This is a genomic window from Streptococcus mitis, from assembly GCF_002096815.1.
In the GTDB taxonomy this organism is placed as follows: domain Bacteria; phylum Bacillota; class Bacilli; order Lactobacillales; family Streptococcaceae; genus Streptococcus; species Streptococcus mitis_AD.
Genome location: NZ_NCVJ01000019.1, coordinates 174,350 through 189,399 on the forward strand (window position 1 = coordinate 174,350; position 15,050 = coordinate 189,399).

Here is a 15,050-nt window from a genome sequence, read left to right on the forward strand (position 1 = left end):
TTAGAAACTTGTATTCTAAGGGATTTATCTTCTATCTAAGACAAGAGTTTCTCTCCACTCTTTAATGATAACGAAAGTATCAAAATTTCTAGTCTTCTTTTTTACCTTTAGTGGCTACTAAGCCTGCACTCAAACAGAGTAGAGCTAAACCTGCTGCTACTGTTGCTTGGCTTGCCGCACTACCTGTATTTGGTAACTGGGCTTTATTAGTTTGATTAGTTTCACTTGGAGCAATTGGTTTTGTTTCTGCTTTTTCTGACACTTGTGGTTTTGTATCTACCGGCTGTACTGGTTTAGTTGCTTCACCAGCCATACCGACTTCTACGATGCGATCCTGAGCCATAACTTTATCATAGCTATACTTCTCAGTTCGCTTACCATTTTCAACCTCGATCAAGTGAACACGGACTCCTTGTCTTCCTTCTTGGAGGACTCGAGTTTGACCTACTGGAAGTTTATCGTTCTTTTGTTCCTGAACTTTGAAATCGATTGTTTCTTCTTCAATTACAAGTTCTGGTCTGTTAAGCACAAGATTCTTCACTTCGTCTTCTGGAAGAGAGGTGCCTGGTTTCGTTCCAACTTCTAGGATACGATCTTGAGCAACAACTTTATCATAAGTTTCTTTAAGTTGGCGTTTTCCGTTTTCCACTTCGATCAAGCGAACACGGACTCCTTGTTTTCCTTCTTGAAGAACACGGGTTTCACCTAGATACAACTTATCAGACTTACGTTCCTGAACCTTGAAATCAATGGTTTCTTCTTCGACCACAAGTTCTGGTCTGTTAAGGACAAGATTCTTCACTTCATCTTCTGGAAGGGCGGTGCCTGGTTTCGTTCCAACCAAGACGATGCGGTCTGTCGGTGCCTCTACCACTTCATGGAGTTTTTCTTCCTTACTTCCATCAGAATTAATTGCTGTAAAGATACGTTCCTTACCAACTTTTCCTTCTTGTTCTACACGAGTCTCACCTAGATAAAGTGTTGAATCTTTTTTCTCAACTGTCTTGTAGGCCAAATCGTTTTCAACAAATTCAAGTTTTGGAAGTTCCTCCTGTACAGCAGCAACTGTCTTCTCAGAAACTGGTTTTTCCTTAGTCAACTGGATACGGTATTCCTTAACTTGTTTTCCACTTTCTGAAACGAGGCGAACAAGTACTGGAAGGCTGTCTTCTCCACTATCTACAACTGTTGAAGCTACTTGATTGGTTTCTTCAACTGAGACTTTTGGACGTTGACCTTTATAGGTAATTTGATAATCTTGACGATTTTCAGCGAAATTAGGAAGTTCTTTTCCATCTACAAGAATCTTCGATTGAGTACTTTCTTGAGGCAATTCACTTGGTGCAAGGAAGGTCATCTCAATCATCGCAACACCGCTCTTATCTGCTTTACGCTCCATACGCCATCTCATGGCTTTAGCTTTGACAGCTTTAAATGTTACGTTGATTTCATCTCCAGCTGCAATGTCTTTATCCGCACGATAAGGAACAGCTTCCCAATTTTCTGGATTGTTAAATGGATGTCCTGATTCGTAGGCTTGGTAGTTTGAATAGTAGGTAGGCACTTCAAAGTCTGGACCGACATAGCGCTCTAAAACAAGTTTAGAAGGCGCATCCGTACCACTATCTGCAAAGAAGTGAAGTTTGGCTTGCGCAACAGTCCGCTCTACAATCTTACCATTTTCACGGAAGATCACACCTGCTGATACTTCTGGGTTGGTAGACGGGCTTGCAGACCAGTTTGTCCAACGACGATTTTCAGAGTGATCTCTATCATTGATATAGTCTACACGGTCATGAGAACTGTCGTCAATATCATTAGTTGCTGAAGCAAAGGCCTGGTTACTGTTTTCATCATAGTTAGGGTTATCTGAAAGAGCCTCACCAAGTTTGTCTGTCACTCTTACAGTGAACTCAGCAGTAAGATTGCTACCAAGGACACGACCTCGAACAGTAAATTGACCTGCTTTTGTCAGATTTTCTGCTGGAACTTCTTCCCATTCAACTGTCAGGTCTTTTGTTTCGTAGCCGTCTTTACCTGTGAAGTATACCGGAACCTTAGTCGGCAATTCAAGTGGTTGCCCTAGTTGCAACAAGCGCGCTTGTTTAACCGCAGCAACTGGTTTACGAGAAAGTAAGTCTTTATCCTTAGTGAAGTGCAGACGGTATTCTCCTAATATGTCGCCATTTTCAGCTTTCGCGATGACACGAACTGGCTCACCTTCACGAACACTTGGAACGACGGTAGCGAGACCATTGTTGCTAACACTTGCTGTGACTGCGGGAACTTTTCCATCTACAGACTCAAGGTAGTAGTCTGTCAAATCAGGGTTGAAGTTTGCTAAGTCTTTGCCGTCAACTTGGATTCTTGTTTGTCCTTGTTTGGCTGCCGCAACTTGTTTCGCAAAGATTTGTACTTCTGTAATAGACGTTCCAAGTTTGTTGTCTGCTCTCACCATACGAATACGGACAGCATAGGTTTCAACTTTATCAAAGCTAAAGTGGTTCATTTCTCCAGCCTTGAGTTGAGCTGGAGCTTTGAGATTGCTTACCTCTTTCCAGTTTGCAGGATCGTTAAAGACATGTTCTTCATTACCTACAAAGCTAGGGTTTTTAGGAGCTGTTGGAACAGTCTTACCAACATAATACTCAATCACATAAGACTTCGGTGCACCAACTCCATGGTCTTCGTGGAATCCGACACTTAGATTATCAACTGAACGTTTGCTCAAGATACCTGAATCTCCGAACAGGACACCAACTGAAGCTTCTGGATTACTGCGATTCCAGTTTGTCCAACGATTGGCTGGTCGGTCGTTAAAGGAAATCAATTTATCGTTGACATTTGAAACAGGGTCGGTTGGATTTGAGTCTGAAGCAAAGGCAAGTGGCAATTCTGAACCGGTCCATTGGTCAGAAATGTTTGCACCTTGCTCAGTTTGAGCAGATACTCGAACATGAAGTTTAGTTGTTAATTGAGTACCTTCTAAGCGACCATTAACTGTAAAGACACCTTCCTTAGCGTATTGCTCTGGACGAATCGCATCCCATGCAACTTTAGCTGATGAAACGTGGCCATTTGAATCATATGTACGAACGCTTTCTGGTAATTGTGGTGCTTCTGCGATTGGAGTTGTCACACTGACTTCTTCAACTGAAACGATGCCTTCTACAGATACTTTAGCACGCGCTTCCAAGTCAATTCCTTCAACTTTACCTAGCACTTCAAAGCTTTGATAGTGGTCTAGTTTTTCTTTCGGAATAGCTTGCCAAGTGACTTTGTGAGCTTTAGGGAAACCTTTGTCATACTCAACCGTTACTGTTGACGGAAGAGTAGGTTCTTGGTGTAAATCTGTCACTACATTTACAGGACGGATGGATTGCGCAATCTTCTTCTCAGTATTTGCTTGTATAGTGAGATTGATTTGACCTGTAGCACCCTCATATTCAGCTTTCAGAGTAAGTGCTCCTGGTTTATGCAACTCAAGCATTCCTTTTCGGACTGCAACTTCCCCTTCACCGCTTGTAGAGAAGCTCACCTTATCAGCTGGTAATACAGCTTGCGTTCCATCTTGATAATGAGCTCGAACCGACAAGTTGACTGTTTGGTCTTCTTTGAGACCGTCAGCTTGCTCAACTTGTAAGCTCAAGTGGTCAATTTTCGGTGCTTCTTCAAGGAATTGAATCGCATAGGTTTGAAGAGGGCCACCATCTTTAGGCTGAACAAAGATGCTCGCACGCATGCCGTTTGCTGCGCTTGCTTGAAGAACTGTAACATCAGCATTTTCAGCACTTGCTGTGACTTTTGGCAATTGGGCACCATAAGCAAGAGTGCGGTATTGCATTGGTTGTTGACTAGTAAGCCCTGTTACTGCCTCACCACCAACAGTAACAGTTGGCACTACAGGTGCTGCAGCTTTTCCTTCTTCTACCACAAGGGTTGCATGAATAGTTTCTCCAGCTAACTGACCAGTCATTGGAATACGTGATCCAGCTACTGAAAGTTTGGCTTTATCTGCTTCCGCAATCTCCCAGCTATCTACTTCGTACTCTTGTACACTTCCATCTGTTACAAGTATTGACACATATTTATCTACAGTATTCAAGTCTGCTCCTGGAGCAACACGTTTAACTGTTGGTAATTCTTTCGCAATTGCTAGAACCTCGACACGAGCCTCTACCTCACGTCCATTTGCTGTACCTTTAACAGTCACAACTCCTGCTTGACTAACATCGACTTGAGACCAAGTTACTGGAAGTTTTTCACGACTACCATCGCTGTATACAAAACCTACTGTTTTCGGCATTTTTGGATCTTTACCAATTAATGTACGAACTCTTGCTACTTCTGTCCCTAAAACAGTTTTTTCTTGTCCTTCTTTTTTACCAGTAAAGACAGTTACTTGACTAGATTTCAAGAGATCTGAATGGGCTGTCAGTGTGAATTTACCTGCTTGTTCAGTTGATTTGACAATGGCAACACCTTTACCATTAAAGGCTTTACGAATCCAAGATCCATCTGCTTGCGCCTTATAGCGTTCACGGCTGGCTTGTTCCCCGTTATCAACACCGACAAGTTGGCCCTGTCCGTGCAATTGGAAGCGAACCAGATTATTGGCAGTTGGTACTACATTCCCTTGGCTGTCAACGATTTCATAGTAGATGTATGTCAAGTCTTTTCCATCTGCTGCGATTGCATGTTCTTCCTTGATAAGACGAACAGCCGCTGGCTTACCAGCAGTCGTAATCTTATCTCGAGCAATTTCCTTGCCAGATTCATCACGAGCAATTGCTTCCAAGGTACCCGGTTGATAAGCAACTTTCCATTCAAGATAAAGTTCATTAGCATTAGCACCTTCTTGGTAAGTTCGTCCATCGCTAGTTTGTTTTTTGTTGAATTTCTTCTCTCCTAGAGACTGGCCATTCAAGAACAATTCTACACTTGCAGCATTAGAATAAGCACGTACAGGGATTTTATTTTCCGCGTCTGCTACATTGTCTATCAACTCTTTGTTTTCCCAGTTCCAGTGAGGAAGAAGGTGAACCATTGGTTTTTTCTTGGCAGAAACCCATTGACTTTGGTAAAGATAAAAATCGTTTTTTGGAATACCTGCAGTATCTACTATACCAAAATAAGAGCTTTTAACCGGCGTGTTGTTTTGGTTGTGCCATGGAGTTGGTTCACCGATATAGTCCGTACCTGTCCAAATGAATTGACCAGCATAGCCAGCATTGTCACGGTCAAATGTCCATGAAGCAGTTGCCGTTTTACCCCAACCAACACGGTCATTTCCATAATCTGACTGTTCATAGTTACGCCATGACTGATTACTTTGTACCCACTCACGCTCTGGGTGGAAGTAACTTCCTCTTGTACGCGTTGCTGAAGATGTTTCTGACCCATAAATCAACCAGTTTGGATGCTTAGCTCTAAGGGCTTTGTAATTATCTTCAGAGTAGTTAAATCCAACAGCATCGAGTTCATCAGCAATTTTTTCATGCCCACCGCTACCATTACCGAAACGGAACTTATCTGCTCCCATGGTAACATAACGAGTCTTATCAACATCCTTGATAACTTTGACTAGACGTTTAACAGTCGCTAGAGAATGAGGATCCCCATTTGCTTCACCGATTTCATTTCCGATTGACCACATAAAAACAGCAGGATTATTTTTGTCTCTCTCTACCATAGTACGTAAATCGTAGTCGGACCATTTTTCACCTTTTTTAGCCTCAGGATGGGTAGCATCTTTTTCAAAGAAACGACCATAATCGTATGGTTTCTTTCCGCCATACCAAGTATCAAAGGCCTCTTCTTGAACAAGTAAGCCAAGTTCAGCTGCAATCTGTAAAGTCTGAGGACTTGCTGGGTTGTGAGTCGTACGAATCGAATTCACTCCCATTTCCTTCATCTGTTTCAGTCTACGGTACTCAGCCTTATAGTTTTCTTCTGCTCCAAGCGCTCCGTGGTCATGGTGCAAGGAAACTCCATGGAATTTAATGCGTTCACCATTCAAAGAGAAGCCCTCATTTGGAGTCCAGTTATAATATCGGTAACCAAACAGATCTTTCTTAGCATCAACTAATTGACCGTCCCGGTAAACACGTGTAACTAATTCATACAAGGCCGGTTTGTCATTTAAAACGGTCCAGAGTTTTGGTCTTTCAACTTCTAAGATCGCATCAAGACTAGTTACTTCATGTGCTTTCAAGGTACGGCTCTCTGTACGTACTAGACCTGTCACAGCCTGACCACCACGTTCAACGATTTGATATTCTGCTACAAGTTGATGGTCTTTGTCGTCCGTATTGACAATTTTGCTAGTCACATGAGTTTCAACCTTGCCGTGTTGCTGTTGTTCTAGTTTTGGCGTTAAGATGGTTGTCCCATTTTTCTCAACATGAACTTTATCTGTCACTTGTAAAGTCACATCACGGTAAATACCGCTACCTGAATACCAACGGCTACTTGGTTGTTTGTTGACTGCATGAACAGCAATTACATTCTCACGTCCATCTTTGTTCAAATAGTTAGTGATATCATATGAAAATTGGTTATAACCATTTGGATAATGACCCACTAACTGACCATTGACATAAACTTGGGAATCCATGTAGACGCCATCAAAAGTAAGGCGAACATTTTTCTTGAGGTCTTTTTCATCTAGTTTGAAAGTCTTGCGATACCAAGCTTCCCCACCGTTAAGCTGTCCACCTTCATTTTGTGCAGGAGATTCATGATCGAAATCATTAAAGATACTCCAGTCATGCGGTAAATCTAATTTTTTCCACGTAGATACATCTGCATCCGGTTTAATGGCTTCTTTAGAATTCGCATTGAGTTTAAAGTGCCAATTTTGGTTAAAATTCACTTTTCTGTCTTCAATCATTTGATTGACTTCTTCATTTGTCACAGCTTTAACATCTTCCTTGAGCGATTTTTCTTGACTTGAAGCTTGTGATTCTATCTTTGGAGCTTTTTCTTCAGATTTTGAAGATGCTTTTTCCTCTTTTGGAGTCACTGCTTCATCTTCTTTCTTCTCAGATGAAATAGACTCAGTGGCACTAGGTTGTTTTTGTGCTGTACTTTCGACTACATTTTTAGTTTCCAAAGCTTGATCAACCTTTTCTTCTACTATAGGATTTTCCTCTTTAGGTTTCTCAGCAGTACGAGTAATAGGTGTTTCATCCGCATTAACTACAGATTCTCCAGCTATATTTCCTGCGAATAGAACTGCACAAGTTCCAATCATTACTGAGCAAGCTCCTACAGCAAATTTACGAATGCTATAGACTCTTTTCCGATTCCAATGGCTTTTTTCCATAAAATCCTCCTTTTAGTAATCGCTTTCATTTTTATGTAAGCGCATACTTTTAATAGTCTTTTACCCTTATTTTATTAAATAATATAGGAATTTTCAATACTTTAGCATATAAAATAATATTTTTGATAGTTTTTTCTAAAATTTGTAGAAGAATTAAAAAAAACTGAATGTAGTTTTAAAAGAAAAAACACTTATTAACCTTTAAATTAAAAGAAGTAAAAAAGTCCCTTTAAAAGGAACTTCTTCTATTTATAATTAAAAGTCTCCCCTGCCAGCTTATCAGCTAGCTTTGAAAAGAGGGTATAAAACTTATGGGCTAGGTTCAACAACATCGGGAGATTGAGTTCTCGTTTGTTTTTTCCTATAATCTTGACAATCTTTTTAGCCACTGTATCTGGTTCTAGCAGGAAACGGTCAACCGACTTGAGATAGGTCCCATCTGGGTCTGCTTGGTCAAAAAATCCTGTGCGGATTGGTCCTGGATTGACCGTCGTTACATAAACACCGTAGGACATGAGTTCTAGGCGCAGAGCATTTGAAAAACCAATGGCCGCAAACTTGGTCGCTGAGTAAAGACTGGACTTGCCAGTAGCGATCAAACCTGCCATACTGACAATATTGATGATATGGCCTTTTCGACTTTCCTTCATTCGAGCCGCAAGGCGACGAGATAGATTCATCAAGGCAAAGGTATTGACCTCGAACATCTGATGAATATCTTGGTCAGAAATCTGGTCAAATTCCTCAAAAATCCCGTAACCTGCGTTGTTAATCAAGACATCAATCTTGCCATAACGGAGATAGAGGTCTGCTACCAGAGTTTCTAAGGCTGAATCATCGGTAATATCGATTTCAATCAATTCTGCTTGTGGATGATTTCCGTAGAGTTGGGCTAATTTTTCCTTATTTCTACCAAGCAAGATGAGTTGGTCATTTGGCAGGAGTTTGACCATTTCTTGGGCTAGACCACCGCTAGCTCCGGTAATGAGAATAGTAGGCATACTTATCCTTTCTCGAGCTTTTAGATTTCCACTTCTTCCAAGTCTTTGACCACATGGACATTTTCAAAAACACTAGCAGCGTCTTTTTTGAGCTTGCTGATATCTTTTGAGAGGAAACGGGCACTGATGTGGTTGAGCAAGAGGCGTTTGGCACCTGCTTCTACCGCTACTTGTGCCGCTTGCATGTTAGTAGAGTGGCCATGGTTACGAGCAATTTTTTCATCACCCTTGCCATAAGTGGACTCATGGACCAGGACATCGGCATTAACAGCCAGACGCACACTAGCATTGGTTTTGCGAGTGTCACCAAGAATGGTAATAATCTTACCTGGACGTGGAGCTGAGATATAGTCTGCTGCCTTGATTTCAGTTCCGTCTTCCAAAACAACATCCTGACCATTCTTGATTTTCCCAAAAAGTGGGCCAAATGGGACACCAGCTGCCTTGAGCTTTTCAGCATCCAGCGTTCCTTCCAAGTCCTTTTGCATAACACGGTAACCAACACAGAAAATAGTGTGATCCAACTCCTCTGCATACACCGTGAATTTATCGGTCTCAAGGATTTTTCCTAGAGAATCTTGGTCAAACTCATGAAAATGAATACGGTAAGGCAGGCGCGAACCTGACACACGAAGGCTGGTTAAAACAAATGACTTAATCCCTTGCGGTCCATAGATTTCCAAATCTGTCTGCTCTTCATTGGCCTGAAAGGCACGACTAGAAAGGAAACCTGGCAAGCCAAAGATGTGGTCTCCATGTAGGTGGGTAATAAAGATTTTGCTGACCTTACGTGGTCGAATCGTGGTTTCCAGGATGCGATTTTGCGTTCCTTCTCCACAGTCAAAGAGCCAAACTTCGTTAATCTCGTCTAATAATTTCAGAGCTAGACTTGAAACGTTGCGGGCTTTAGAGGGCTGACCAGCCCCCGTTCCTAAAAATTGAATATCCATTCGATACTTTCTAATTAATCAATATATAACATGGCTGTGCGGTTTTCCGATCGGAAATAGCGTTTGCCAGAAAAAGAAGCAGCTTCTTGTAATAACTCCTCTTGGCTGTAACCTTTAAGACGCTTGCGACCATCAGCCAAACTTTCCAAATCAGTCAAAGCTGTTAGATTCTCCACGCTAACAACTTCCTCATCTCCGACAGCCTTCATGTAAATCTTTCCAGACTCCTCAAAGACTAGCTGATGGGGAAAAATTTGTGCAATTTCAAAAAGCAAGTCATCAGAAATCTTCTCTTCATTCTCAGAGAAAATCCGACCAAGCCCCTCACTCTCATAACAAAAACCAAAGGATTTGCCAGACAGATTAAGCCGAATAAAAGGCTTGTTTTCTAGGGTGAAACTAGGTTCAGCATTGTAAAGATTCAGTTCCTGACTGAGTTCCGCAAAATAATCCGTCGCAGCCTCAGGACTCTTTTTCTGGTAGAGTTCTGCAAAGTAAGCATTGACCACGCTAGGTGGAGGAGTGATCAGTGCCAACTGCTCTTGATTTGTTTTACCAGCTAGAAGTTGATCTAGATAGACCTTGTCCAGACTTGTATAGCCCCCATATTTTAGAGCCAACGTTTTAATATCAGTCATAAAATTCCTCTAACCTCCATTTATTTTTCTCAGAAATGTAGCCTGTAATGACTTCGCCGTCTTCCTGATAATCACGATCTTCAAGAATCGCAACACTTTCTAAATCGTGAATCTTGTAGGATTTTGAAAAAGGCACTCGCAGGGTAAAGGGTTCGAAAATATCCTTGATTTTCTCTAAAAATAGTGCCTGCAAATTCTCACGACTATCCTCAGCCTTAGCTGAAATAAGAGCATAAGGGGTTTGGGTAGGCGTGAAATCCTCCAACAAATCTGCTTTATTATAAAGGGTAAGGCGAGGAATATCTTCCATATCCAAGTCTTTCATGATAGACAAGACTGTTTTTTCATGCTCTTCGTGGTAAGGATTGCTGGAATCGATAACATGAACCAGAAGGTCCACATGCTTGCTTTCTTCCAAGGTCGACTTAAAACTGGACACCAACTCTGTCGGCAAATCTTGGATAAAGCCAACTGTATCTGTCAAAGTTACTTGGAGATTCCCCCCCAGATGGATACTCTTAGTCGTCGCATCTAGAGTCGCAAATAGCTCGTCAGCCTCATACTGGATCTTACTGGTCAAGGTGTTCATGATAGTTGACTTCCCAGCATTGGTGTAACCAATCAAACCAATCTTAAAGGCACTTGACTCCAAACGTTTTTCTCTGACAGTCGCCCGATTTTTCTCAACCACCTTGAGCTGGCGCTCGATATCCGTGATTTGATTGCGAACACTACGACGGTTCAGCTCCAGCTGGCTTTCACCAGGTCCACGGGAACCAATTCCCCCTGCCTGACGGCTGAGCATAATTCCCTGACCAACCAAGCGGGGCAAGAGATATTTGAGCTGGGCTAGGTGGACTTGGAGTTTCCCTTCATGGCTTCGAGCCCGCATGGCAAAGATATCCAAAATCAACTGCATACGATCAATGACCTTGACACCCAGAACTTCCTCTAGATTGACATTTTGCCTTGGGGTCAGACGGTTGTTGACGATGACAGTGGTGATTTCTTCTGCATCCACCATAAGCGCAATCTCTTCCAACTTACCAGAGCCGACGAAGGTCTTAGAATCATATTTTTCACGTTTTTGTCTGTAGCTATCTACAACAACTGCTCCAGCTGTCTTGGCTAGACTGGCCAATTCTTCCATGGAGAGGTCAAAATTGTCCATCCCCTGCAATTCTACACCAATGAGCAGGACCCGCTCCTCTTTTTTCTCCGTTTCAATCATCTAAAAACTCCTCTATCTGGCATAAAATGCGGTCTTGCACACCAGCTTCTCCAATCTGATAAAAGGTGACCTGCATGCGATTACGGAACCAGGTCAACTGACGCTTGGCAAAACGACGGGTAGCCTGTTTGAGACTCTCACTAGCTTCCTCCAAGGTCTGCTCTCCACGGAAATAAGGAAAGAGTTCCTTGTAACCAATCCCTTTAGCAGCCTGCACATCTGGATAATGGTCAAACAACCACTTGGCTTCGTCTAGAAGTCCAGCTTCAAACATCAGGTCCACTCGGTGATTGATACGTTCATATAATTGACTGCGCTCATCATCCAAGCAGATAATCAGCGGTTCATATAGACTCTCTTGATTTTCCAAATCCTGACCAAAATGGGCAATTTCCAAGGCACGCATTGCACGACGACGATTAAACTGAGGAATTTCAAGGCCTACTTGCTCCACAATATGAGCTAATTCCTCATCTGTATAAGGCTCCAAGCTAGCCCGATAGGCCAAAATTTCCTCATGGGGAGTCTCCCCACCTAGGTGGTAGCCTTCAAGCAAGCTCTGGATATAAAGCCCAGTCCCACCAGCAATAATAGCTAGCTTGCCCCGACTGTGAATATCCTCAATAGCCATCTTAGCTTCTGAAACAAAATCAAAAGCCGAGTAAGACTCGGTTACCTCTCTAACATCGATTAAATGATGAGGAACAGCTGCCTGCTCTTCTGGACTAGCTTTGGCCGTCCCAATATCAAGTCCTCGATAGACTTGCTGGCTATCTCCACTAACCACTTCGCCATTAAAACGCTTGGCTACTTCAATGGCTAGAGCCGTCTTTCCAACTGCAGTCGGTCCAACAATCACAATTATTTTTGTTTTCATCTTTTTTCCTTGAAAAATTCCCATTTTTTCGTTACTATTATTATAACACAAAAAGGTCAGTCAGAAAAATGTGACCTCTTGAAGGGGCTGACTGATTGAGAATATAAAGGAGGAAGACTCATGGCTAAAGGATTCGCTAAAGGTCTTGTAACAGGTGTCGCAGGAACTGTCGCTGCAGTCGCAGGTGCAGTATACGCATTTAAAAAGAAAGTAATCGAACCAGAAGAGCAAAAAGCTGCTTTCATCGAAGAAAACCGTAAAAAAGCAGCTCGCCGCCGCGTATCACGTTAAGAAACAAAAGAAGTTGGGATTCATTGCCTCAACTTCTTTTTTCTATTCTTTTAAATAGCTAGGTCAAACTTCAACTGTGGCTTGACAGGGTCATAATCCACCAACTCAAAATCTTCCGCTTTGATATCAAAGAAGTTGGTTTTGTCTGGTACATTCAAGACCAAACGTGGTTGGCAGTTTGATGGCTCACGACGGAGCAATTCCTGAGCTTGTTCAAATTGATTATCATAGATATGGAGGTTGTTGATGAAGTAGAAGAACTTCCCAACCTTCCAGCCAAAATGTTTAGCAATCATCATTTGAAGAGCCACATACTGCATAGCATTGATGTGGTGGGCCACCAACATGTCATTCGAACGCTGGGTCAAGGTCGCATCCAGATAGATTTCTCCATCTACACGGCGGACATCAAACATGGTCTGAAAGGCACATGGGAGTAGCCCATCTGTTTCTTCGAAAGCTTGGTAATCCCAGAGCGAAATGATATTGCGACGGTTCCAAGGGTTGGCTTCCAACTGCTTGAGAAGCTTATTGATAATGTCGTGTTTCTTAACAACAGCACCATAGCGCTCACCAATGGTTCCCGTATTTCCCACTTCCCATTCATTCCAGTAGTGAACATTGTACTTGCTATTCAGCACTTCTAAGCTATTAGACTGGTCTTGGTAAATCCAGAGCACTTCCTTGATGGCGGATTTGATGGCAATAGGACGCAAGGTTGTAATGGGGAATTCCCCCTTTGCCAAGTCATACTCGGCAAATGCACCCGTTACATACTTGGAGTTGGCAACTGTCCCATCCTTGTACTTGGGGCGTGCTTGTTCAGAAAAGACACCATCTTTGAGGATTCGTTCAATATTCTCTTTAAAAATCGTATCTGCTTTTGTCATTTACTCTCACCTCATTTGTTTCCTAACTAGTATAGCATAAAAAAAGCTTTTCTACATGCTCAGATAATCAATAGCTTTCTTGTATTTTTCAAATCGTTCCAGATCCTTTTCAGTAATTGTAGCTAGTCTAGATAAATCTGAATTATGTTTCAAATCTGCTAATTTGACACAACGTGCTATAGGATTCGATTTAACAAGTTCCAAATATTGTTGGTAATCTTGTTCCTTTTTCTTGGTCAGTACCTGCACTGCAGTAACAACAGTCTCTGGTAAACCAGCTAATATTAGTTCTTCTGCTGTATAAGGGCTATCTTCAAGAACATCGTGCAATAGAGCGACTGCCTTTTCTTCTTGCGTATCGACCAGACTTGCTACAAAAAGAGGGTGTTTGATATAAACTACTCCAGCCTTATCATATTGTCCCTCATGTGCTTTTTTTGCAATGGACAAAGCCAATTCAAACATGGATTGTTCTGACTTATTCATTTAAAATCTCCTTTCTAAAATCAAAAAGTTAAGAGTTATATTTACAATTATGATCTTGAAAAAGAGCCTGATGAATCACCAAGCTCTGTCATTTTTATTTTATTGCAATACAAGTGATGCTGCTCCAATAACTCCAGCGTCATTTCCTAGAGTTGCAAGAGCCAATTTAGTTGTTGTGCGTACTTGTGGGAAGGTATTTTCGTCGTAAACCTTTTGAACACCTTGTAGAAGGAATTCTCCTGCAGCTGATACACCACCACCGATGACGATGGTTGATGGGTTTAGGATTGAACCAATGTTAGCACAAGCGATTCCCAAGTAACGTGAGAAGTTACGGTAAACGATCAAAGCAAGGTCGTCTCCTTCTTTGGCAAGGTCAAAGACTGTCTTAGCAGTTACTTCTTCTCCATTATCAATCAAGCGTTTCAAGGCTGCATCGCCTTCGTATTCATCCGCATAGCGACGAGTCAAGTTGACAATCCCTGTTGCTGAAGCGACTGTCTCAAGGCAACCTTTCTTACCGCAAGTACATGCGATTGGTTGGTCAAAGTCAACAGTGATGTGGCCAAGCTCACCTGCTGCACCAGCCACACCGTGAAGCAATTTGCCTTCTGCGACAATACCGCCACCAACACCTGTACCAAGTGTCATAAAGACAACGTCTGGTTGGTTATCACCAGCACCCATCCAACGTTCACCAAGAGCCGCTACGTTGGCATCATTATCGATGAAGAATGGAATGCCCAAGGCTTTTTCAATCTTTTCTTTGATTGGTTGAAGGGTTTTCCAGTTCAAGTTGTAGGCACCAATAACAGTCCCTTTTTCACGGTCAACCACACCTGGTGATCCCATTCCAATACCTTGGAAGTCCGCTGCTGCCAATCCAAGCAAGTCCAAACGATGTTGAATAGATTCAATCATATCATCAACGATATGACTTCCCTCATCCAAAATGTTAGTTTTGATAGACCATTTTTCTTGGATTTCTCCCTCTTGAGTTAAAATTGCGAACTTGATAGATGTTCCACCAAGGTCAATCCCAATAATCTTTTGACTCATCGTCTTCTCCTTTTTAATTGAAAATGCTTACAGATATAGTATAACAAAATCATTAGATTTGTGCAAAGCTTTGCATGAAAAAGTTACATCTAATAATTAATAACTATTTATCCCCTAGTTTTTGAATTGCATAGTTGGCTTCTTCTTTGGTAAATTTTCTAAAATAAGGAGAAGTTAGCCTCTCATAAATTTCTGTCTTTGAGAGATTACTATATTTTCGATATTCTCTTGCTTTAGCTAAGGCATTTGCCTTATAATCTGCATTCAAGTGATCGATGGCATACTGCACTGCTGAACTTG

General features: G+C 41.9%; 11 protein-coding genes. 1 reads left to right on the plus strand and 10 read right to left on the minus strand.

Features of this window, described 5'->3' with window-relative positions:
- Positions 1–88 precede the first annotated feature (88 nt).
- From bgaA to miaA, 6 genes are all read right to left on the minus strand, one after another.
- On the minus strand, positions 89–7,327 hold the full coding sequence (bgaA, locus tag B7696_RS04960; protein WP_084862494.1) for an LPXTG-anchored adhesin/beta-galactosidase BgaA: 7,239 nt from the start codon (positions 7,325–7,327) through the stop codon (positions 89–91).
- 245 nt (positions 7,328–7,572) lie between these two features.
- Positions 7,573–8,328 (minus strand): SDR family NAD(P)-dependent oxidoreductase, encoded by a 756-nt coding sequence (locus B7696_RS04965; RefSeq protein ID WP_084862496.1) that lies wholly within the window; start codon positions 8,326–8,328, stop codon positions 7,573–7,575.
- A 20-nt stretch (positions 8,329–8,348) separates the two neighbouring features.
- Positions 8,349–9,278: a ribonuclease Z gene (rnz, locus tag B7696_RS04970; RefSeq protein WP_084862498.1), complete on the minus strand. Its 930-nt coding sequence runs from the start codon at positions 9,276–9,278 to the stop codon at positions 8,349–8,351.
- 14 nt (positions 9,279–9,292) lie between these two features.
- Positions 9,293–9,916: a cystathionine beta-lyase gene (locus tag B7696_RS04975; RefSeq protein WP_084862502.1), complete on the minus strand. Its 624-nt coding sequence runs from the start codon at positions 9,914–9,916 to the stop codon at positions 9,293–9,295.
- On the minus strand, positions 9,909–11,147 hold the full coding sequence (hflX, locus tag B7696_RS04980; RefSeq protein WP_084862503.1) for a GTPase HflX: 1,239 nt from the start codon (positions 11,145–11,147) through the stop codon (positions 9,909–9,911). Before hflX ends, B7696_RS04975 begins: the two co-directional genes overlap by 8 nt.
- The gene (gene miaA, locus B7696_RS04985) at positions 11,140–12,024 is read right to left on the minus strand and encodes a tRNA (adenosine(37)-N6)-dimethylallyltransferase MiaA (RefSeq protein WP_084862505.1); all 885 of its coding nucleotides are present in this window, start codon (positions 12,022–12,024) and stop codon (positions 11,140–11,142) included. The genes hflX and miaA overlap by 8 nt, the downstream gene beginning before the upstream one ends.
- 120 nt (positions 12,025–12,144) lie before the next feature.
- On the opposite strand from miaA, the gene B7696_RS04990 reads away from it, so the two are divergent.
- A complete protein-coding gene (locus tag B7696_RS04990; RefSeq protein ID WP_001051780.1) occupies positions 12,145–12,315 on the plus strand; it encodes a DUF3042 family protein in 171 nt (56 codons plus the stop codon).
- Between the two features lie 50 nt (positions 12,316–12,365).
- Here B7696_RS04990 and B7696_RS04995 read toward each other — a convergent pair whose 3' ends face one another.
- The 4 genes from B7696_RS04995 to B7696_RS05010 all read right to left on the minus strand — a co-directional run.
- Positions 12,366–13,205 (minus strand): thymidylate synthase, encoded by an 840-nt coding sequence (locus B7696_RS04995; RefSeq protein ID WP_084862506.1) that lies wholly within the window; start codon positions 13,203–13,205, stop codon positions 12,366–12,368.
- Between the two features lie 51 nt (positions 13,206–13,256).
- Positions 13,257–13,691: an HD domain-containing protein gene (locus B7696_RS05000; protein WP_084862508.1), complete on the minus strand. Its 435-nt coding sequence runs from the start codon at positions 13,689–13,691 to the stop codon at positions 13,257–13,259.
- A gap of 99 nt (positions 13,692–13,790) precedes the next feature.
- Positions 13,791–14,750: an ROK family glucokinase gene (locus tag B7696_RS05005; RefSeq protein WP_004256124.1), complete on the minus strand. Its 960-nt coding sequence runs from the start codon at positions 14,748–14,750 to the stop codon at positions 13,791–13,793.
- A 103-nt stretch (positions 14,751–14,853) separates the two neighbouring features.
- The coding region (locus B7696_RS05010; RefSeq protein ID WP_239822193.1) for an Ltp family lipoprotein at positions 14,854–15,050 on the minus strand (197 nt) is incomplete at its 5' end.